Genomic DNA, 21,070 nt, shown 5'->3' with positions numbered 1-21,070 from the left:
AACATAGTAAAGTTTTTTAATAACAAAAACTCATTGATTTAACAAAACACCGAGCATTTCCACATCAAAAGAATTCGGGGTTTCTATTAGCCAATATTTATCTCAATAAAGCCGCGCTAGATCCTTCCCTTCGTCAAAAAATTTTTGACAATCAATAAAAAACTCAATTAAATCTATTTGTAAAAACTTAATATACCCAAACGCTTGGTTTCCAAAGCCATCAACAAAAGCAAACTCATATTTATCATTTTTCTTGTTAGCAACAATTGTTTTTTCAATCATATGTGTAAACGGTAATAATGTTTTCACAATGTTGATGGTTACCCTTTTATCTGTTTTTGAATTTATAGTAACCTGAACGAAATCCAGTATTTGTAAATCATCAGATTGTAGAGAATAATTCACTGAAACATAATAATCCTTTGCAAATGCCACTGAAAAACACATAATGAAAACTATTAACAATTTTTTCATAATTTTTTTCCCTTAATTATCCGTATTATCATTTTGACTTTGAATTTGACGCAATAAGTTAGCCTCTGCATTACGTCGATTGGTATATCCATTATCTTTCCCGTATTGTGTTAAAACATCTGCGGCACCGGAATAATCTCCTGTTGCTAATTTATCAATTAAATCTTGTGGTATTGACCCACTGCCATTCTGATATGCAAAAGAAAATAAAGCAGTTTGTGCATTATCAGGTAAATTATCAAAATTTCCATTATTGCTTTTACTTGCTGAATTAAATGCCCTTTTTATCGATATTAATTTTTGAGAGAAAACGGCTGCATCAGTTTTGTCTGCCTGATTTTGAGTTATTGTAAGTGGTATTTCTTCCAATTTATCAATCGCATCTTGCTTTCGTATATCTAAATACGGTGTATATAAATCCTTTAATTCCTGATTTGTATTATTGCTTCCGAAAATTCGATTTAAATCATAAGAATTATGCTGGCCAATATCAAAACCTGTTGCAATAGTAACTCCACTTCGACCAATAGTTTTTCCATCATTATTTTTTGGTACATAACCATTCAATTGTTGCTTTCCTTCATGTCCAGCAACAAATTTATAATCTACTTCCTTCCCATCCGGATCTATATACTTCACAGGATTATTGCCTGCATAGTGATACAGCTGCAAGTTCACGATGTTGAAGATGCCACCTTGTCCCGGCAGGCTTTGGTTGTATTTCTTTGCCTCATCGTTTACAGGTGCTTGAGGTATGTACTCCCCGACCGCCGGATCTGTTGATAACCAGCGGGAGTACTTCGCATCCAAGTAGCGTGCTCCGTAGTAATAGAGTCCTGTCTCTTCATCTTGTTCTTTTGCTGTGAACTTATAAGGCAGGAAACGTAAGCCTTCTTCCGTCTTTGACTTCTTCTCTACCCAAAGCTCTCCATATGGCGTGTATTCTATCCTCTGATACTCGTTTCCTTCATAGTCTGTCACAAGCTGTGCCGAGCCTAGGTGGTCAGGATGATAGTAGTACCTATGATGATATTCATCGCTTTGCCCATAGCTTATATCAAGCTTACTTGTCTGCTTGGTTACGATTCTTGTCTCACCTAGGTATATGTGCTTTGAATACTGCCCTTCAGGAAGTCCCGTATCCGTGTGCCATGTCCACATCATGTTAAAGTATAATGTCTCACTTGAGTTAGAAAGAGTCCATTTGGCAGCTCTATTGCCGTCCGCACCGTATGCATAGCGCGTATCATAGACAGAGTTCACGCTCCTCATTAAGAGGTTCCGGCTGTTCCATTCATAGGTTCTCTTGTTAAGAGGTGCAGGTTTGTTGCTGCTATTGCTTCCTGTGCTCCAAGGCCATGCCCATGCATAGTCGGCTTCATAGACGGGTGAGCCTTCGTCATTAGTATGAGTTGTTATAGTTACAGGTGTGAGTTCTGCCGTATCTTCATTAGGAGATGTTCCGTCGTTTTCGGATGTAACATTCCCGTTTTTATCATATGTATAATACCTAAAGCCCTTCTTCTCACTTCCTACTCTCTTTAAGCGGTGTGCATAGTCCGTATCATACTCATATGTAAACTCATAGTTTAAATCGTCTCCATTTTTCTTCTGCATTGCAGGAGTGATTATTTCAGTGCTCTTCTTATTTATCATGTTCCCGATTTCATCAAAGGAGAAGTTTTGACTGTAAGAGCTTATATAGTCGGGCGATCCTATAATACCGTAGGGGTTGTCTTCCGTAGTACCGATTGCTTCAACTAACTGATAAAGAGAATCATATGTGTAGCTTTGAGAAGTGCTGTAGCGAGCTCCGTTCATACAGTTATTATCATAGCCTAACACATTACCTACATCGTCAAAGGTGTAGTCTATGTTTTGATATTGCATCCCGAATTTGTTTTCGGTATTTATGTGCTTTAGCCATCTCATATCGTCATCATACGTGTAGTTTGTTTCAACTCCGTTTCCGTATTTGATATACACTCTCTGGCTATATTCGTCATATCCTATGTTCTCTATGTAAGTGTACTCTTGAGAGTCGTGTATGCCTTTTATACTTCTGACCTGTCCTCCTTCATCATAGCCGTAAGTAACTTTTTCCCTGTCAGGATATGTAATGCTCTGCATGCGTCCTAGATAGTCGCTTACATATTCCATTACGGATGTCTTTTCACTCTCATGTGACGGTATGTGCCTTTTAAGCGTTCGCTTTTCTTTTATAACTTCCCCGAGTTTTCCGTACTCAAAGTTTGTAACGCCCGCTTCATCTTGTACCGAAGTGACTTTACCTGCTCTATTGTACGGCGCTCCGGGCTTCCCGTATTCATATTCTACATCTCCCCCTTCAGGGTACGCTATCTTTATGACACGGTTAAAGCCGTCATAGGTGTAGTTTATCCGTTTACCCGAATCTCTCATAACTTCATCATCTTCATATAAGAGATTTATATCGTCATAGGTGTACCTTTTTGCTCCTCCGTCCTTTGTAGAGATTTCAGTCTTTCTTCCGAGCATATCGTAAGTAACTGTTATCGCATTGCCTTTAGCGTCATAAGCTCTTGTCATTTGGCCGAGAGAATCATATTCATATGTAGCAAAGGTGAGCTTTTTTGCGTTATCTTTTGCATATCGCTCTACTTTTATGATATTCCCTCTAACGTCTGCATACTGCACTCCTATGTTCCCTAAAAGATCTGTCGTCTCTATGTATGATAGCCCTTCCTCCGTTATGCCGTACTTAGTTCTTTGGATCCTCTCGTCTCCTTCTTTATTAACCCCCGGAAGGATAGTCTTTACTATGCGGTCAAGGTCATCGTATGTCTTTTTTGTAGGCCTTATCATCTTATATAGCATAGAGACATCTTGATTTGACTTTCCGTTAAGGTTTATTGCTTCTATGCCTTCCCCTGAAATAAAATGCATCTGCCCTTCAGCTATTGTCCTGCCTTTCTCATCATATGCCAGAGCTCCGCTTACATTCCACCCGACTTCATTTGTCTTTGTGTGTAAATCGAATTTACATCCTGTCTTTGCTTTTATAAGCTCTCTTCCAAGTCCGTCAGTCTGGATAAAGGTTTTTATCACTTCGCCGTTTTCGGGGTCTGTCGTTACCTTGTTTTCAGTTACTGTGTACCCAAAGCCCTCAGACGGCGTGTAATAATTATAGCGCACACAAGGGATCACTCCTTTGTCGTAGGAACTCCATACTTCCATTTATGAACGATCTTATCCTTTGATTGTATTGATTTCTTAAAAATGTGATAATTTAAATCCATAAAAACCTCCAAGTTCTTTGTTAAGCACTTAACATTTGCTTAACATTTCCAAAAACCTGAAGGTCAGATAATTTTGTAAATGCTTATATTATAAAGATTTAGCACTTATCCTGAAGCGCTAAAATATGGGCCATCCTGGACTTGAACCAGGGACCAAAGGATTATGAGTCCTCTGCTCTAACCAACTGAGCTAATGGCCCGAATGGTTAACTCTATCATATTTCCCATATGCGGGTCAAGAATCTTTGTTTCGTGTATTAACAACAAGCGATAAAGTAGTCATGTAAGCAACGAGCGACTACTATGGGCGGCTTTGATAATTGTCGAGCGACGCCGAGGCATAATAAAAGCTGCCAATTATTTTCCGACGCAAAAATTTGAAAAGATTGTTTCCAAAATATCGTCCGGCGTAACTTCGCCCGTAACTTCCGCAAGCGCTTCGAGGCTGTCTTCCAAATCCTGAACGGCGGCATCGAGCGAATAATTTTCATTTACGCTTTTTAAAGCATGGGCAACGCATTCATACGCTTCTTTTACATTTTTTTCCTGCCGTGAAGAGCCGAGCCCGGCTTTTTCCCTGTCCGTTTCCAAAGAACCTGTAAGGACGTTTTTTACCGCCTCAGAAAGAGCGGCGATGCCTTTTCCCGTTTTAGCGCTTATATGAAGTTGTCCTTTTAACGTCGGAATTTTTTTTATGCTGTTCTCTCTTAAATACGGCAGACCCGCTTCTTCAAAACCGGTAGCAAGGCTGTCGCATTTGTTCCAAACAAGCAATACGGGAATTTTATTATCGGGCAGCAGCGCCTCTAATTCTTCCGTGATTATTTTCGCTTTTTCTTTAGAACTGTCCGAAGCGTCGGCCAAATATAAAACTATATCCGCATCTTTTGACAAATCTTTTGTCCGCTCGACTCCGCTTTGTTCTATAAGGTCTTCGGTCTTGCGTAAGCCCGCCGTATCAAACAAGCGGGCGGGAACCCCGTCAAAATTCACCCAGCTTTCAATCCAATCTCTTGTCGTTCCTTCTATATCCGAAACTATAGACCTGTCCTCTTTTAAAAGAGAGTTGAACAAACTCGACTTTCCTACATTGGTCTTGCCGCACAAAACTACTCTGGCGCCGTCCTGATACAGTTTTTCACTCTTCCAAGAATCCGAAAGACTTTTAAGTTTTTCAGCTGCGGACAACAGATCCGTACTGTCAAACGCATCCGCTATGGTTTGTTCGTCTTCAGGATATTCAATGCCCACTTCGATTGCGGCTATTGTTTTAACTATCAACTGCTGAATGTCTTTTATCTGATCGTATACGGAACCTGCCAGTCTGCCTGCCGCCCTTCCGGAGGACTTATCCGTTTTGCTTTCTATTATTTCCCTGATAGCTTCTGCCCTTGTCAGATCCGTTTTACCATTAATATACGCCCGAAAAGTAAATTCTCCCCTCAAGGCTTTTCTAAAACCGTTTTTTAAAAGCAGGTTGTAAATTTCCGTCACAACGGCGATTCCGCCGTGACAGCTTATTTCGGCCATGTTTTCGCCGGTAAAACTTTTAGGAGATTTAAATACGCTTATCAAAACTTCATCTACGCGCCCGTCTTCGCCGCTTTCCTTTTTTAAAGGATCGATAATCCAACCGTAAACGATCGAATTCCCGCCGGCCGACAACAAAGCCTTGGGCCTTGAAAAGAGGCGAGAAATCATTTCTATGCTGTCTTTGCCCGTAGTCCGTATAACGCCGAGCGCCGAAGGAATAAGCCCTGTGGCAACCGCCGCAATCGATTCTTCGGGCGTGTAAGTGATAGTTTCCATGATATATTAAAAATTATATGATTTTTATAATAACTTCAATTACCGCTTATTAAAATATCGACGTCGACGGCAGTTTGAATATATTCAAAAACCTGTTTTTTTCAATTGTCTCATATTTACGCACACTGTCGATAACGGATATGGACGGCAATGTCCTTTGACCTTCCGAATCGCTTTTATTTTTAGCATTTTCAGAAATACCGAAAGCGGGTTTTCTGTATTCCCTGCCGGCTTCTTTTGTCTTTCCGGAATACGGCTCTTCGCCTATATCCGGCTGAATCATGCTGTAGTTACCTACGTTATTCCAATACATATATCCCTTGTTTACGGAATCGCGGATACCGAACAGCTGCTGTCTTACATATTCCTTGCTGTAAAACTGCCTGTCGTATCTTACATTTAAATAAAATGCCTGAACCCACGGGCGCACGATGATTCTGTTTCTCCCGATGATAGAATTTCTATATGCGCCGTAAAAATATATGCGATAAGGCCGCTCCGCCACCGGTTCATAAAGCAAAAAATCCTGTTCAAAATGGCTCGGATAAAACATAGGACAAATCACATCTACGTAATTTGAAAGCATTTCAACATCTTGACCCGTCCGTGCGCCGCTGCGATACCAGCCGTTCGCCCCGTAAATATCTATTCCCAAAGGCGCTTCTATTTGCTTTCTGGCGTAGGCTAAAAAAGACATAAGTGCCGATTCCTTTGTCATGCCTTGAGAATGCCAGCGGAAACGTGCATTTTTTAAATTATATCCGTCCGTAGGGAATCTTATATAATCAAACTGAATTTCATTAAATCCTCGCGCAATCAGCTCTTTCGCAATTCCCACGTTATATTCCCAAACCTCAGCCGAATACGGATCAACCCAATTTTCATCATAGTAAACGGTTTCTTTTCCGGTAATTGTTCCTTCTTCATTTTTAATGTCTTCATATCCTTTTATTCCGACCCAAGCCCTGCCGGTTACGGCGTCCCATACGGCGTATTTCCCGCCGCCGTATCTGGCTAAATTCTTGTCTTTAAATACGACTATGCGGGCGATAAGGTATATGTCTTTTTCTTTAAATTTGGAAATAAACTGATCTATATCTACGGAATATTGGCTTTCCGTCGCTTTTTGCGCTACAAGCGGGTCTTTTGTGCTGTAACGCAAAAGACCGTAATCGTCTTTCATATCTATTACGACGCTGTTTAAACCGTTTTCTTCCACGATCGAAAGAAATTTATCTATGCCTTCCGAACCTAATTGCTTACGCACTTGATACGGCGGTATATATAAGCTTCGCTTATTGTCTTTAATAACGTTTGCGTACTTTGAACCTATCTTTTCAGGATAGAGCATCCACAATTCATTAAGAACAAAACCCTTTTCAAAACCCGCAGCCGCTTTAGGAATCCATGCCGTTTGTACGGGAAGTGACAAAGAATCGAATCTTTCTTTCCACAAAGAAAATTTACCCGGTATTCCTCCTTCTTTTTGTTCTTTAAGATCGAAGGTTCCGACATCTGAAGGTCTTGTGAATAACAAAGTGTCTTCAACGTTGACTAAGGACTCTATCGTATCGCTTGGTTCATTGCCGCCGTACAGAAGTTCTCCTTTTTTCTTTTCCCAATTAAACCTGTAGATATTAGGTATGAACGTCTGTGAAATATAAATATCAACGTAATTTCTGCCTTCGGCGTCGGCCTTGAGTACCGGTAAAATATCGGAAATTTCATCCGGAGCGGTAAGCGACGACATTATTTTAAATCCGGATGTCACATCGGTCCAAGCGGGTTTTTGATCGTTGAGCATGATATAAGACAGTCCGAATATCGGATGCGACATAAAAACTACCAGATCCGTGCCATAAAAATTTCCGTCAGGCGCAAAATGCGGCATATCGGCTATTGCAACCGCTTTTATTCCTGCCGTAGTCTTACTCATCGATCCAAGCGATTTCCAATTCAATGCGCCGTCAAAGCTGATATATACGTTGTCCTTTGTTGCAGTTACAAGCTGCATGGGATTAAGAGGATTGGCACATATGTCTTTTAGATCTTCTATTTGCTGCGTATAACTGTCTTTTTGTTCATCGTATTCGTGTATAACAAGGGAGGGAAGGCCGGTATTCCTAAATTCAAACTCGTTCAAATTCTGAGAGTAAAGAATCCCTTTGGACGTAATAAAATACCAATGTTCTTCCGTATTTCCCGTTTTGCCGACCGTTTCGGTTCTTAGAATTTGTTTTACTCGCCCTTCCGTCCACAACGGAAGCGCCGTATTGTTATCGGTTATTCTGAATAAACCGGCGTCGTTTCCGGCTATTATATTTTGAGTTGCCGTATCGGTTGTTTCTTCTTTTAAAGGCATCGGGGAGAGCTGATAAAGCGGTCTTGCCTGTGTCTGAGCCGTCGCTGAAGAAAGACAAAATAAAAGCGCAAATGGTGCGGCGAATTTTAAAATTTCCATGTCTATTTTATCGGCAAAAATCGACTGTTTTTATAGCCCCTATAACCGGAAATTTTGCTTCAAGTTTAAGTTAAATATTTTCTAACTGTCGCTCTAACAGCCCCTAGACCAGAAATTTCTTCCTTAAAAATTTCTTCTATCTTTTCTCCTATTCCTGTTTCATATAGATTGGCTAAGAAAAGATTTTTGTTGGAAAGAATCCACTTAAGCTGATCTTTCATCGTTTCCGGCCGACCGACTTTGATAGAGGAAATACGCTTTATACATTCCTCAGCCATAGGATCCGGAGCAAGTTCATAACTATCTCCCTTATCATCAACACCAAGAAGATACCTGAGCCACCCGGCAATTGCTATAGGAATTCCTATCAGTTTTTTTGCATCGCCATATTTTTTCACATATGAATTGATCGTTACACCAAAACGAACTCCAAGTCCTTGAGATACATCTGTGCAAAGCCTGAGGCATGTGTCTCCAAGATACGGATTTGGGAATCTGTTATTCATGCATTCATCAAGAAAGTCTTTAGGAGAAAGAACGACCGGATCAGGTGTTACATCCATACCCTCTTTATATCCTATAATCTCAGCAAGTTTATGCATATCCGGATCTCGTATTTCATCAGAAAAAAGGTCATATCCAAGCATACATCCGTAAGGACCAAGAGCCGTATGAATGGGATTTAAACACGCAGAAACTTTCATTCTCTCCGACTTGTTCACAGTATCTCTGTCTACCATGTAAATCCCTGCTGTTTCAAATCTAGGTCTACCGTTGGGAAAGTTGTCTTCAACAACAAGATACTGAGGATTTTCCGCATTAACAAAAGGTGCAATATAAGTCTTTTTTAAAGTGATGACAGGTTGCATGTTTTTTACCCCTAATGCTTCGAGAGTATCCGCGACTTTTTTGCTGGGCCTTGGTGTGATTTTATCTATCATTGTCCAAGGGAAAGAAACTTTTTTATCATCCTTTACATATGCTACAAATTCTTCTGTAACAAATCCCCTTTTAAACCATTCGTAAGCTATCTCAATAATCGGCTCTCTAAGCTTTATACCATTCTGGGAACAATTATCCATTGATACAAGCGCTATTGGTGCTGCATTTTTCAAAAATCTCTCAAAAAGCATTGCTGTCACTATTGCCATGGTACCTATGACCTTTTCCGGACCGTTAGCAATATCATCTTCTGATATCTTAAAAAGGTCTCCATTTGTCTTTCTAAGCTGATAACCCTTTTCAGTGATTGTGAATGAAATAATCTGAAGATCTTTTGAAGAAAAAATTTCCTTGAGACGATTCCAAGCCTTTTTGTCATCGCTTTTGGCCTTTACAACTTCTGCAAAAGAACCCAAAACTCTTTTGTCCTGTGTCCCGTCTCCATTAAGGATCACACTCAATGCAAGATTATCAAACGGTATACAAATTTTATCTACAATATCATAATCAAAGGATTCTACACATGTGAGCCCCCTGTCGAGTTCTCCTTGTTCAAGGAGAGAATCTGCTATCCCTCCTATGAAGATCCGAAAAATATTCCCAATACCAAAATGAACCCATCTAGGCGCTTCTATAGTTTTTTCTATAATCTTTCTAACATCATATGCTGGAAGTTCGATTTCAGCTTTCTGCCATTCGCCATTATTTTTAATTCCTTTTAACGTAAGTTCCATTTTTCCTTATTTCCCATTACTTATTCGATACTTGTCTGAGACAACCGTTTTTTTAAACCGGATTTCGTTGCTTTATCTTTTATAGGCCTCTATTCTTGAGATGAGATATCTTCCAACATCATGTTCAAATTTAAGGGCAGAACTGATTAAAGGCTCCGGATAATAGTGTTTTAGAAAATTTGTGACTTCAAAAGTAAAATCGCCTTTATAGTCTATATCGGCAAGAGTTTTGGTTACTGCTTCCCAATCAATTTTTCCCATGTAGGGAAGAAAGTGATCATCATTTCTAAAACAGTTATCATGCACATGTATAGCCCTTACCCTTGATCCAAGAATTTTCAAAAGTTCTACAGGGTCCTCCCCTGTAGGCCCCGAATGTCCTATATCCACACATGCTATAATTTCATCACTAGCCAAAGCATCATAAAAAGCGACATATTCCTGAGGCTTTGCAAAAACATCAGGCACAATACATCCTCTTTTTTCATCAAGCTGTAACATATTCTCCAAGGCTATCTGTACACCAGTATTTTTTGCAACCGAAATTAATTCTTTATAGTATTCCATATTCCAATCCCAGAGATATTTTTCGTTCCCCTTATACTTTATATGATGGATTGGATGGACAATCATATGCGGAATTCCAAGAGACGCTGCACATTCGAAAGAATGCTTTATTGTAGGTAAAATCCAATTCTCCATTTCTCCGTTCTTTTCCCAATTAAATAGAAACGGAGCATGTGCTTGATTGAAACATATTTTACATTCATTAGCTTTACGGACGAGTTTTATTGCATATTCTCTCCAGTTAGCTTGGTTCCATACATTTTCCCGCATATACATTTCATTAAATGTATAATCAATTGCATCGAAACCTGCCGCAGCCATAAGCGTTATTGATTTTTCATCGCCAAAACCAGGCCTCATCGCAGACATGGGTCCTGAAAGCATCATAATTTTTTCTCCTATCTAAATTGGACCATATACTATCTCTGGAAGCAATGTTGAAATCTGTGGGATGAATACTACAAAAAGTAATACAATTATAAGCGCAAATATAAAAGGTTTCACAGCATTAAAAAAATCCGGAATCGAAACCTTTGTAATATTACAACACGTATACATTACACCGCCAACAGGAGGGGTTAGGGATCCAATGTAGCCGCATATAAGTTCTATAATACCTAAGTGTATGACGTTGATCTCATATTTCATTGATATAGGATACAAAAGAGGAGTAACTATCATTAGCATAGCTGTTCCATCCATAAACATTCCCATGATTAGCATAAGACCACATGCCATAATCATGAAAATATACTTATTAGAACTTATCGTCATTATCAGTATAGCCAAGTTTTGAGGAATTCTAGCCCATGTGAGATAAAAACCAAATACCATTGAACCCATGAGCATAATCATAATATTGCTAGTGGTATGGAATGCTTCGAGAAACATTTTTGGGATTTCTTTTATCGTGAGCGTCTTATATATAAAAAGACCGACAATAATACAAAGCGCACTTGTAACTACGGCACCTTCATGAACATTGAAAAATCCAAATCGAAGCCCTACAATTAGGAGGAAAATTGCTACTATCGCCCAAAAGGCATTTTTTGTCTGAATAAATATTTCCTTTATTGAAGCTCGATCGGAACGGCTCTGATATCCATTTTTCCTACAAATCACAGAAACTGTTATCATTTCAGCTATACACATGAGGATTCCCGGAATATAGCCTGCCATAAACATCCTGACACAAGAAGTATCCGTCATCGTTGAATAAAGGATTAGAGCATTTCCTGGCGGAATCATCGGAGCAATAAGGCCGGATGCCGCTGTAACTGCAGTTGCAAAAGCAATAGGATATCCTTTCTTCACCATTTCGGGAACAAGAATTTTACACTGCATTGCAGCATCAGCACCTGAGGAACCACAAATACCACCATTAACCGTCGAAAGAAGAACGTTAACCTGGGCAAGACCGCCCTTTTTATGGCCGACAAGAGCATTGCACCAGTCCAAAAGTCTTCCTGTAAGTCCGCAATAGTTCATTACAGTGCCCATAAATAGAAACATAGGTATTGTTAAAAGGCCTGTGGACATACAGTTCTGTATCATATTCTGTATAATACTTGTTAAAGGTAGAGTAGTTGACATAAACCCGAAATATATGAGACCGGATGTAAGAAGCGCAAGACCTACAGGAATACCTGCAAAAAGTAAGACAAATGCCAGTATGAAGGGGATATAAACCATTGTTATTCCTCCTTTAGAATTTTTACGACTTTTGTTTTCTTATGTGGCAAATACCGGTAAATAATATTGAATAATAGATTACCAAACCCTATCACAAGTCCAAGATCTATCCATAAATAACAAATCTTAAGAACCCCAGTATATTTATTTCTAGATCTTAACATAAGTTTCGATCCAAAATAAAAGACCACCATTCCAATTATAAATGTAAAAATATCATTGATTATGTCAGCAATTTTTTGATTCCTTAAAGAAAATTTTGTAAGTAAGAAATCAACTCTAATATGCTGCTTTCTCCTGTAGTGCGATCCCATGTTTATATAAGAAATCCAAACAAGGCAAGCCGTTACCGCTTCTTCAAGTTGACCGAAACGCTTCTTCGCAAACCACCAAGAGCAAACATTAAACACAAGAAACATAATCATCATGAAAAACATGGATACTCCAATAATATTTTCCAATGTGTCCAATACATCAAGCACTGTTTTTTTGTTTGTCTTGATTTTGCTGAACATTCAGCTTTCCTCCTCATTTAAAAAGGGACATCACAGATATTTACATAATGCCCCTTTATTACCATGATTTACTTAGATGACTGAATTTTCCCAACTGCTAAAGATACTTCTGAAAACATAGGAAATTTCTCATTAACAGAACGAGCAGCCGTTTTAAAAGATTCTATGTTTATATCTTCATAAGGAATAATCTTTACACCTTGATTTTTGAGACTTTGTAGATAACCATCTTCTTCAGCTTCAATCATTTTATTGGTTTCATGAGCGCATTTTGTAAATTCTTCCGTTATGATAGTTCTATATTCAATTGGGAGTGTATTCCAAAAACCAGCGCCACAGTAAAGGCCAACCATGGCATTTCTCCACTTAATCATCGAATAAACCGGATTTTTAAGGATTTGTGCTAAACCGGAAACGGCAGCTCGTTGAACTGTACACTCCGCACCATTAAGCATACCCGTTTCACATGCTGTGACTCCTGCTGACCAACTGATTGCCGAATAGTTCGCACCGAATGCATTGAATGTATCAACATATGATGAAACATTAGGAATTCTAATATTGAGTTTCGCTGCATCTGCTACATCATATACTTCTGTTCCGCCGGCAAAGATATTTCTTGATCCAACACAGAATGTGCCTGCGATTACATGAACCCCTTTTTTATCACCGATCCTAATAAGTTTGTCATATGTCTCTGTCTTAGCAAAGTTTTCCATTGTAGTTGCGCCATCCCAAAGAAAAGCTGCACACACTGAACTGAATTCCGGAACATAATCAGCCATGACATCTAGATCATTAAAGGAAATCACTGCCGCATTAGCCATGACTGCTTCAATGCCTTCGTCTCCCATAAGTATTTCTCCACCTGGATAAATTTGTATATCAACGTTACCGTTTGTTTTTTCCTTTATAATTCCAGCATATTTTTTAAACATCTTAACATTTATGTCTTCACTTCCGTTGGATGTAACAAGCTTGATTTCATAAACCTTTCCAGATTTTTTGTTCGTCCCATCCACACCACCTTGAGCAAAAAGTGCCGTTGTGATAAGCACTGTAACAAAAAAACCCATTACAGCTTTCTTCATTTTTTCCTCCTTTTTAAGAATCTTTTAGAAAATTACTTTTGAAAAGTTTCTTTCCAAAACTAAATTTAGTTTACATCCAGTAATAACTATTTGCAACATTAATTTTAAGAATTTCTATAAATAAAAATATTTTTCATTTTTATTATCCGTTTCCTTGTTGCAGCCAAGCAAAAAATTTCGTATTCTCTCTTTAGTAAAGGCAGAATATGAATAATTTAATAGGTATAAAAAAATTAAACAGAAAAAAACTTTATGAATTTATATATCAATCCGGTGAAACTTCAAAACAAGCGATTGCAGATGCCCTAGGCCTTAGTCTTCCAACTGTCAAAAACAATCTGAATACCCTTATGAAAGATGGATTGATCGAGAAATGTGGATATTATAAATCCACAGGCGGAAGAAAGGCTTATAAAATCAGATGTGTTAAGACGGCAAAGTTTTCTGTAGGGGCTGCAATTTTCAAAGGATCAGTAAGAATCTGTGCTATAGATTTATACGGTTCTATGTTAACCGAAATTTCTCATAAAATCCCATATAAAGATAATGATAATTACTACGAAAAAATATGCAAACATATTATATCGTTCATTGAATCTACGGGAATCTCTAAAAAGCGATTAATTGGTATAGCCTTTGCTACCCAAGGACTCATATCACAAGACGGATCAGAGGTTATATATGGCACCATTCTTCACAACAAAGGACAAAAAGCGCAAGCCTTTAGCCGGTTTCTTGACTACCCATGCATACTAGTCCATGACACAAAAGCCAGTGCCACCGCCGAAATTTGGAAAAACAGTGATACGGAGAATGCTATTTACCTTCTCTTAAATAATAACTTTGGTGGTGTCTTAGTTTCCAGAGGAAAAGTACATTCTGGTGGTTCTGGTCTAATCGAACACATGATCATTCATCCGAATGGAGAAAAATGTTATTGTGGAAAAAAAGGATGTGTTGAAGCATATTGCTCTGCAAACGCCTTGAAAAAATCTGCAGGAATGCATTTGGATATATTTTTTAAAAAACTCAGAAATGGGAATGAACATTGTAAGGAAGTTTGGAGAAATTATCTTGAAGAGCTTGCTTTGACTATCGATAATATTCGCATGATAATAAATTACAAAGTCATATTAGGCGGTCTGTTAAGACAATATATGAACTATGAGGATATAAATCAACTGATTGAAATAATTAATGAAAAAACAGCCTTCAATTCTATCTCCGTGTCGGTTAAACTGAGTAAATACGGCCAAAATGCTGCATCGATAGGAGCCGCTATCTATTATATACAAAGCTATCTGGACACAATATATTAGATAGACTTATCTTTTACACTTTAAAAATTACACTTCATAAACTTGATGCTCAAGTCGTAAACCAAACCTGAAAAATAAATTCATAAAACCATCAATAACAATATTTAGACATAAAAATATTGAACTCTGTATTTTCGAGTATTTACAATGCTTTAATTATTTTACTTGCTTTTGAAGAATCTATAGGTTCGGACATTTTTCCATTTTTTCTAATATTTGTTCCAATTATAAATATATCCGCAAATTTTGCTTGTTCTTTGATATTACAATCAGAAACACCGCTTCCTACTGCAACAGGAATGTCTACTTGTTTTTTAACCCTTTCGATATCATCAATTTTTGTTTCTACTCCTGTAGAAGTTCCTGTAACAACGATCGCATCTGCTCCCTGTCTCTGGGCCCATAAAGCCGATTCTGTAATATCTATCGATTTGTCAAGCATATGGTAATGCTTAACTTGGATATCAGCAAAAACTTTTATCTTTTCTGCACCTATCTGCTTTCTATAAGTAATAAGTTGGCTACTACAAGGCGCAATAACACCGTTATAATTAACGAGAGTGTCTACAAAAATCGGTGTTCTGATAAAATCACAGCCACATATAAATGCAATTGAAAGAGATTCTTCATAGTTCGTACAGCCACAAGTTACCCCGACAGGAATTAATACTGTATTGCTTATAATATTGACTACTATGCTCATACTTGCAAATTGGAGTTTTGTCATTTTTGGAGAATTACAAAGATCTTCATTTTCAATAAGAATTGCTCCGAACCCACATGACTCAAGTATTTTTGCATCTGTAACAGCTCGTTCAATAACTGTTTTTATCGTATTTTTTGATCTATATGTCCCTGGAAGAGGCAAAAGATGTACCATACCTACAAGAAGTTTGTGTCCGTCACTAAAATCAAAATTCATATCCTATCCCTCGGCTCTCTTTAAAACGTTCAATTAATCTCTTTTCGTCCGGAAGATTTGTTACACTACCTTCGTTTTCCAAAATAAAAGAAGATAATGTGCTTCCAAGAAGAGCACATTCATGCATTGTTTTTCCATTAAGAATGCCATACATAAAACCACATACATAACCATCCCCTGCGCCAACGGTATCTATTATGGGTGTTCTACAATGCACAGCCGGAACTCTATCGTAAACATAAATTCCGTCTACATCTTTGGAAATTATTATGCTTCCGTCTTTTCCCATCGTTTGAACTATATATTTCATTTTTCCATATTCAAACAGATCTTCAATTTTTTTAAACTCGTACTCATCGACTATGAAATCAACTTCGGTTTTATTTGCAAAAAGATAATTTGCATTTATTAAAGCTTTAAAAAGAATTTCGTGTGGAAAAGCATTTTTGTCTTTTCGCATAGAAAGCACAAACGGCTTTTGACTCATAATTATGGCATCAACAGCGGAATCTGCATTTTTGGGAAACGTAGCTGTAAGAATTACATAATCTGAAGATTTAAAAAATTTATCTTCCATTTTCTGTTCGTCAAAATAATCACTTGCAGGAAGGCGATTACCATACTCTGTTATAAGAGTCATATGGTTTTTCTCACCATCCTGAATCATAATTGTCGTACCACAAGAATTTTCCGGAGGATCCTTGATTCCATCTTCAGGCAGATTTTTAAGAGCAAAAAAAGAATGAATATAATCGTGCTGCCTTGCATCGGCATATGTAAGAACCGGATAAACGGAACAACCAAGCGAAACAAGACCTGCGCATATATTAAAGCCCATACCTCCATTTTGAAAATCTATTATAGATCCTCCAAAAACGGGGGTTGAAGCTCCAACCTCTGGCATCTTCTCAACCTTAAATATTGATACAGTTGCAGCTGTCCCTACCACTGTAAAGTTATATTTTGACATATCAAAATGTACCTTCTTTAAATCTTTTGAATACTTCATTAGAAGTAATAGCTTTTGCAAAATACTTTGTCATTTCGGAAAGATGAAACTCGTTAATTTCTTTCGTATTTGTACTGAGCATATCAGAAATCATAAATGTCTTAAATTTATAGCTATAGGAATCTGTTGCCGTAGCCCTACAACAAACATTTGTTTTAACTCCACATATTAAAACATTTTCAACACCTTTTTCTTCAAGAATCTGATCAAGATTTGTTTTAAAAAATGCGCTTGGAGCATATTTTCTGAAAAGAACATCTTGCTTATGTAAAACAATCCTATCATCGAGTTTTGAACCCATAGATCCTTCAACAAGAGAAGCCTTTTTCCCATCTTTGAACATTCTTGTCAGTTCAGGATTAACCTCTTTTTCATTTATAGGATGCATAGTATAGACAATTATAATAAGAGCTCCCATATCTCTCATCTTGTTCAGTTTAGAAATAAAGGTTTTCATCATCTCTCCCGTTGTCTCAGCGTAATAAAATTTTCCATCAGGTATAGTGAAATCTTTTTGCATATCTATAACAAGTACAGCAGTTTTTGGCATTTTTATCTCCCCACTTTTATTTAAAAAATCTAAAATGATTTTTCCGCATTATAGGAACTTCAACAAAAAGAAGAACCACAATAATCGTTACATACGGTATTATTGCGAGCAACGATGAAATTGCTGCAGGCACGTAATTATTTATCACCATCTGAAGTGCTCTTACAAAACCAAAAATCATTGAATAAATACAGGCTTTACCAGGTTCTTTTTTTCCACAGTTGATAGCGCTAAGACAAATGAATCCCCTATTTGCGGACATTCCCATTGTATACATACCAAGCTGTTCAACCGAAATATTAAGACCTGCAAGCGCACTTGTGATACCTGCAATAATCAGACATAAAAACTTTATTTTGTTTGTCTTTATTCCAACAGATTGTGCAGCATCTGGATTTTCACCTGTAACACGTACATAAATTCCAAACTTTGTCTTATACATAACGATCATAAGTCCCCAAACAATAAAAATTGTAAGATAAGTTATAAATGTATGCTTGTTGATTACATTACTTATCAAAGGTATTTTTCTAATAAGGGGAAGATCTAGTTCCATCTTGGCAGGGTCTATAAATATCGTTGCAATAAGATTACTTCTTGTTCCATAGAGAGCCTGAAGCAATGCTGGTGGAACGCAAAGCGCCATAAGATTTATACCTGTCCCGACAACACTGAGGTTTCCATTAAATTTCACGGTAAAAAAATAAAATACCGTATTAACTATTGCTCCCATTATAAGTGCAGCTATGACCCCTACCCATATCATTCCTGTCACATATGTAAATATAATTCCAGCAAAAGCACAAAATTCACAACATCCTTCCATAGAAATATTAAATACTCCCGCCCTTGCGACAAAGACGCCGCCAATTGTAATAAGAAGATAAGGAACCGATGACTCAATTGTCATGTAAAGTAGATTGAGAAAAAGATTCATACTTTTATCCTTTTTATATTGCCCTGTAACATACTCAGCTTCTTATTAACTCGTTCTTTGATTTTTATTCCATAGGTAGAAGCGATTTTTATTGCCTCAAAAAGAATCATTGTGCTTTTAACAACATTTATAAGATCTAGAGGAACTCCAAGTCCTGTTTGAGCAACAATTGCACCGTATCTTAATGCTCCAAAAATAATGGAATATACCAGTATTCCCATAGGCTCGCTTGCCGAAAGTATGCATACAAAAAATCCATCCCATCCTATTCCAGGATTCGTTGAAAAAGTAGGTGTAAAATTGAAGTTAACCCCCATTATTTCCGTTGCACCTGCAACGCCTGCAATTGCTCCTCCTATAACAAAAATAATTATGATTTTTTTGCTAACCCGCATTCCAACAGCATCTGAAAACTCCAGTTGTCTTCCTATACACCCCACTTCGTATCCAAACTTCGTATTGCTTAGGACAAAATAGAGTATGCTCCAAATTATTATTGCAATAATAAAAGCCGTTGAACAACGATATCTTGAAACAAATTTTGTTAATCGTGCCGTATTTTCAATGAATTCTGTATGAACATAAGCATCTCCGGTACTCAAGTATGTCTGTGTCATAAATGTTGTAACTGTAGTTGCAATACTATTAAGCATAACAGTTGTAACAACTTCATTTATTCTAAATTTTGCCTTAAGAATACCGGGTATTAAAGCATAAAGAGCACCAAAAGCAGCACCAATTAGAAGGCAAATAGGTACATGAATAAAAGACGGAAGCCCTTTTACAAGATAACCGGCAAGAGCCGTTGCAAAAGCGCCAACAAATACTTGTCCTTCAATGCCCATGTTCCAAATGGCAGCCCTAATTGAAAATGCTGTAGCGATCCCTGTCATTATAATAGGAGTTGCAAAACCAAGTGTATTTAGAATTCCACCAAGAGAACCAAATGCCTTTTTTATAATATATCCATAAAGTTTGAATGGATTACACTTACATATGATAGAAAAAACACTCCCTACTCCAAACGCAAAAACCAAAGGGAGTATCACGTCTATTATTCTGAACATCCTTTTTCTGTTAATATCAATTCTTTCAGACCGAGAAAGCGTTTCTATTTCTTTTTTCTTAATCACAGTTTTCAAGTTCCTCTTTGGTCATTTTTTTTACTCCAGACATATACATCCCAAGCTCGTTAAAAGAAACCGTTGTTGCCTTGAAATTTCCTGTTATTTCTCCGTGACACATAACAAGTATCCTGTCTGAAAGCCCTGTAATTTCAGACAGCTCAGAAGAAATTACAAGAACAGCACATCCTTCATCTCTCATCTTAAGAATTGCATTATGGATAAATTCAATCGCACCAATATCAACACCTCGCGTCGGTTGACTAACGAGGAGTACTTTTGGTGCCCTACTGAATTCTCTAGCAATGATTACTTTTTGCGCATTTCCGCCCGAAAGAGATCCAACAGCTGGATCGCCTGTTGAAAGTCTAATATCATATTGAGATACAAGTTTATTCTTGTTTTCCTTAATAATCTTTCGGTTCATAATTCCATACTTACAGTAAGGTCTTTTTCCATGATAGCCGGCTATAAGATTTGCTGATACTGGCAGCTTAAGGCAGAGCCCTTGCCTATATCTATCCTCTGGTATAATGCCAACACTGTATTCTCTGAGTTCATCAGGCCACATTCCGGTAACATCCTTACCATTGATTTCAACTTTTCCGCTTTTTACATCTAAAAGTCCGGTTAATGCTTGCATAAGTTCTGTCTGTCCGTTACCTTCTACTCCGGCAATACCAATAATCTGCTTTTCATGAACTTTTATATTTATTTCATTGAAGATTTTTTTGCCTTCCGAATCAATAGCCGTAAGATTACTCACATTATAAGCAATCTTTTTACCACTTGGTTTCCCACTTTTCCTCACTCTTAAAAGTACGGGTCTTCCTACCATCATTTCTGCAAGATTTTCATCTGTTGTTTTATCCGTGTTTGGAACTGTTCCTATAACTTTTCCTGCTCGAATAACCGTAATGTTGTCTGCACACATCTTAACTTCATTAAGTTTATGAGTAATAATAATTATTGTTTTTCCTGCATTTTTAAGACTTTTGAGTCTTTCAATAAGATCAAGAACTTCATCCGGGATTAGAACAGCGGTGGGTTCGTCAAGAATAAGAATATCCACATCCCGATAGAGCATCTTAAGAATTTCAACACGTTGCTTAGCGCCGATTGAAATATCTCCGACTTTAGCATTTATATCCAAATTGAAATTGAGCTTATCAACAAGAAGTTGAACATCTTCTTTTTCTTTTTTATTGTCAACAAGAAAACCATTGAATATATTTCCATTGATATCATATTTCTTTAGAATTTCAGTTCCCAAAACAATATTTTCATAAACTGTCAATGATGAAGAGAGCTTAAAATGTTGATGTATCATTCCTATTCCAAGATCAATAGCAATTCTTGGAGAATCAATAATAACTTTTTTCCCTCTAAATAAAATATCCCCGGCCGTAGGTTGATAAATGCCGTATAACATATTCATTAAAGTAGATTTTCCTGCTCCGTTTTCTCCAATGATAGCTCGTATTTCACCTTCTTTTATATTCAGATTGATATTACAATTGGCAACAAAATCTCCAAATTTTTTTGTAAGATTTTTTACTTCAATGATAGATTCTCTCATAAATACAAATGCCCTAAATTTAGAATAATTCTACCTAACCAATACAGGACTTAATAAAAACTAGCGT

16 protein-coding genes and 1 tRNA gene are annotated in these 21,070 nt (G+C 37.4%); 1 reads left to right on the top strand and 16 read right to left on the bottom strand.

From position 1 onward, the window contains the following. Positions 1-102: 102 nt before the first annotated feature. The 10 genes from HRQ91_RS00200 to dctP all read right to left on the bottom strand — a co-directional run bounded on the left by HRQ91_RS00200 (position 103) and on the right by dctP (position 13,563). Positions 103-474 (bottom strand): hypothetical protein, encoded by a 372-nt coding sequence (locus tag HRQ91_RS00200; protein ID WP_210119735.1) that lies wholly within the window; start codon positions 472-474, stop codon positions 103-105. 12 nt (positions 475-486) lie between these two features. Beyond that, positions 487-3,690 (bottom strand): pesticin C-terminus-like muramidase, encoded by a 3,204-nt coding sequence (locus HRQ91_RS00195; RefSeq protein WP_210119734.1) that lies wholly within the window; start codon positions 3,688-3,690, stop codon positions 487-489. Positions 3,691-3,878: 188 nt separating this feature from the next. After that, positions 3,879-3,952: transfer RNA gene (locus HRQ91_RS00190), tRNA-Ile, on the bottom strand. 157 nt (positions 3,953-4,109) lie between these two features. After that, positions 4,110-5,561 carry a tRNA uridine-5-carboxymethylaminomethyl(34) synthesis GTPase MnmE gene (gene mnmE / locus HRQ91_RS00185; RefSeq protein ID WP_210119733.1) on the bottom strand — a complete coding sequence of 484 codons (1,452 nt, stop codon included), beginning with the start codon at positions 5,559-5,561 and terminating at the stop codon, positions 4,110-4,112. Positions 5,562-5,610: 49 nt separating this feature from the next. Further along, on the bottom strand, positions 5,611-8,022 hold the full coding sequence (locus tag HRQ91_RS00180; protein ID WP_246473236.1) for a putative glycoside hydrolase: 2,412 nt from the start codon (positions 8,020-8,022) through the stop codon (positions 5,611-5,613). 65 nt (positions 8,023-8,087) lie between these two features. Further along, positions 8,088-9,698: a mannitol dehydrogenase family protein gene (locus HRQ91_RS00175; protein ID WP_210119732.1), complete on the bottom strand. Its 1,611-nt coding sequence runs from the start codon at positions 9,696-9,698 to the stop codon at positions 8,088-8,090. Between the two features lie 72 nt (positions 9,699-9,770). Beyond that, positions 9,771-10,652 carry a sugar phosphate isomerase/epimerase family protein gene (locus HRQ91_RS00170; protein ID WP_210119731.1) on the bottom strand — a complete coding sequence of 294 codons (882 nt, stop codon included), beginning with the start codon at positions 10,650-10,652 and terminating at the stop codon, positions 9,771-9,773. A 15-nt stretch (positions 10,653-10,667) separates the two neighbouring features. Continuing rightward, on the bottom strand, positions 10,668-11,957 hold the full coding sequence (locus HRQ91_RS00165) for a TRAP transporter large permease (protein WP_210119730.1): 1,290 nt from the start codon (positions 11,955-11,957) through the stop codon (positions 10,668-10,670). Positions 11,958-11,959: 2 nt separating this feature from the next. Next, on the bottom strand, positions 11,960-12,472 hold the full coding sequence (locus HRQ91_RS00160) for a TRAP transporter small permease (protein ID WP_210119729.1): 513 nt from the start codon (positions 12,470-12,472) through the stop codon (positions 11,960-11,962). 68 nt (positions 12,473-12,540) lie between these two features. Continuing rightward, a complete protein-coding gene (gene dctP / locus HRQ91_RS00155; RefSeq protein WP_210119728.1) occupies positions 12,541-13,563 on the bottom strand; it encodes a TRAP transporter substrate-binding protein DctP in 1,023 nt (340 codons plus the stop codon). Between the two features lie 206 nt (positions 13,564-13,769). Here dctP and HRQ91_RS00150 point away from each other — a divergent pair, with 206 nt between their 5' ends. Further along, the gene (locus HRQ91_RS00150) at positions 13,770-14,882 is read left to right on the top strand and encodes an ROK family transcriptional regulator (RefSeq protein ID WP_210119727.1); all 1,113 of its coding nucleotides are present in this window, start codon (positions 13,770-13,772) and stop codon (positions 14,880-14,882) included. A 142-nt stretch (positions 14,883-15,024) separates the two neighbouring features. On the opposite strand, the gene HRQ91_RS00145 is transcribed toward HRQ91_RS00150, so the two are convergent. The 6 genes from HRQ91_RS00145 to HRQ91_RS00120 are packed head-to-tail and all read right to left on the bottom strand — an operon-like array spanning position 15,025 to position 21,003. Next, complete coding sequence (locus HRQ91_RS00145; RefSeq protein ID WP_210119726.1) at positions 15,025-15,804, bottom strand: BtpA/SgcQ family protein; 780 nt, start codon at positions 15,802-15,804, stop codon at positions 15,025-15,027. Next, on the bottom strand, positions 15,794-16,813 hold the full coding sequence (locus tag HRQ91_RS00140) for a carbohydrate kinase family protein (RefSeq protein WP_210119725.1): 1,020 nt from the start codon (positions 16,811-16,813) through the stop codon (positions 15,794-15,796). Before HRQ91_RS00140 ends, HRQ91_RS00145 begins: the two co-directional genes overlap by 11 nt. After that, positions 16,776-17,363, bottom strand: coding sequence for a cysteine hydrolase family protein (locus HRQ91_RS00135; RefSeq protein WP_210119724.1), 588 nt, complete (start codon positions 17,361-17,363; stop codon positions 16,776-16,778). The genes HRQ91_RS00140 and HRQ91_RS00135 overlap by 38 nt, the downstream gene beginning before the upstream one ends. A 16-nt stretch (positions 17,364-17,379) precedes the next feature. After that, complete coding sequence (locus HRQ91_RS00130) at positions 17,380-18,300, bottom strand: ABC transporter permease (protein WP_210119723.1); 921 nt, start codon at positions 18,298-18,300, stop codon at positions 17,380-17,382. Continuing rightward, a complete protein-coding gene (locus HRQ91_RS00125) occupies positions 18,297-19,433 on the bottom strand; it encodes an ABC transporter permease (RefSeq protein WP_210119722.1) in 1,137 nt (378 codons plus the stop codon). Before HRQ91_RS00125 ends, HRQ91_RS00130 begins: the two co-directional genes overlap by 4 nt. Continuing rightward, entirely contained in the window at positions 19,426-21,003 is a 1,578-nt protein-coding gene (locus HRQ91_RS00120; RefSeq protein WP_210119721.1) for an ABC transporter ATP-binding protein, read from the bottom strand. The genes HRQ91_RS00125 and HRQ91_RS00120 overlap by 8 nt, the downstream gene beginning before the upstream one ends. Positions 21,004-21,070: the final 67 nt, after the last annotated feature.

Source organism: Treponema parvum, assembly GCF_017893965.1.
Taxonomy (GTDB): Bacteria; Spirochaetota; Spirochaetia; order Treponematales; family Treponemataceae; genus Treponema_D; species Treponema_D parvum.
This window is presented reverse-complemented; position numbering and strand designations above follow the sequence as displayed.

Excerpts from the sequence above, each read along its gene's own strand:
- HRQ91_RS00150 (WP_210119727.1), top strand. The coding sequence starts at position 13,770 with ATGAATAATTTAATAGGTATAAAAAAATTAAACAGAAAAAAACTTTAT.
- HRQ91_RS00195 (WP_210119734.1), bottom strand. The coding sequence starts at position 3,690 with ATGGAAGTATGGAGTTCCTACGACAAAGGAGTGATCCCTTGTGTGCGC.
- HRQ91_RS00120 (WP_210119721.1), bottom strand. The coding sequence starts at position 21,003 with ATGAGAGAATCTATCATTGAAGTAAAAAATCTTACAAAAAAATTTGGA.
- HRQ91_RS00165 (WP_210119730.1), bottom strand. The coding sequence starts at position 11,957 with ATGGTTTATATCCCCTTCATACTGGCATTTGTCTTACTTTTTGCAGGT.
- HRQ91_RS00145 (WP_210119726.1), bottom strand. The coding sequence starts at position 15,804 with ATGAATTTTGATTTTAGTGACGGACACAAACTTCTTGTAGGTATGGTA.
- mnmE (WP_210119733.1), bottom strand. The coding sequence starts at position 5,561 with ATGGAAACTATCACTTACACGCCCGAAGAATCGATTGCGGCGGTTGCC.
- HRQ91_RS00130 (WP_210119723.1), bottom strand. The coding sequence starts at position 18,300 with ATGAATCTTTTTCTCAATCTACTTTACATGACAATTGAGTCATCGGTT.
- HRQ91_RS00140 (WP_210119725.1), bottom strand. The coding sequence starts at position 16,813 with ATGAAGTATTCAAAAGATTTAAAGAAGGTACATTTTGATATGTCAAAA.
- HRQ91_RS00170 (WP_210119731.1), bottom strand. The coding sequence starts at position 10,652 with ATGATGCTTTCAGGACCCATGTCTGCGATGAGGCCTGGTTTTGGCGAT.
- dctP (WP_210119728.1), bottom strand. The coding sequence starts at position 13,563 with ATGAAGAAAGCTGTAATGGGTTTTTTTGTTACAGTGCTTATCACAACG.
- HRQ91_RS00200 (WP_210119735.1), bottom strand. The coding sequence starts at position 474 with ATGAAAAAATTGTTAATAGTTTTCATTATGTGTTTTTCAGTGGCATTT.
- HRQ91_RS00160 (WP_210119729.1), bottom strand. The coding sequence starts at position 12,472 with ATGTTCAGCAAAATCAAGACAAACAAAAAAACAGTGCTTGATGTATTG.
- HRQ91_RS00135 (WP_210119724.1), bottom strand. The coding sequence starts at position 17,363 with ATGCCAAAAACTGCTGTACTTGTTATAGATATGCAAAAAGATTTCACT.
- HRQ91_RS00175 (WP_210119732.1), bottom strand. The coding sequence starts at position 9,698 with ATGGAACTTACGTTAAAAGGAATTAAAAATAATGGCGAATGGCAGAAA.
- HRQ91_RS00180 (WP_246473236.1), bottom strand. The coding sequence starts at position 8,022 with ATGGAAATTTTAAAATTCGCCGCACCATTTGCGCTTTTATTTTGTCTT.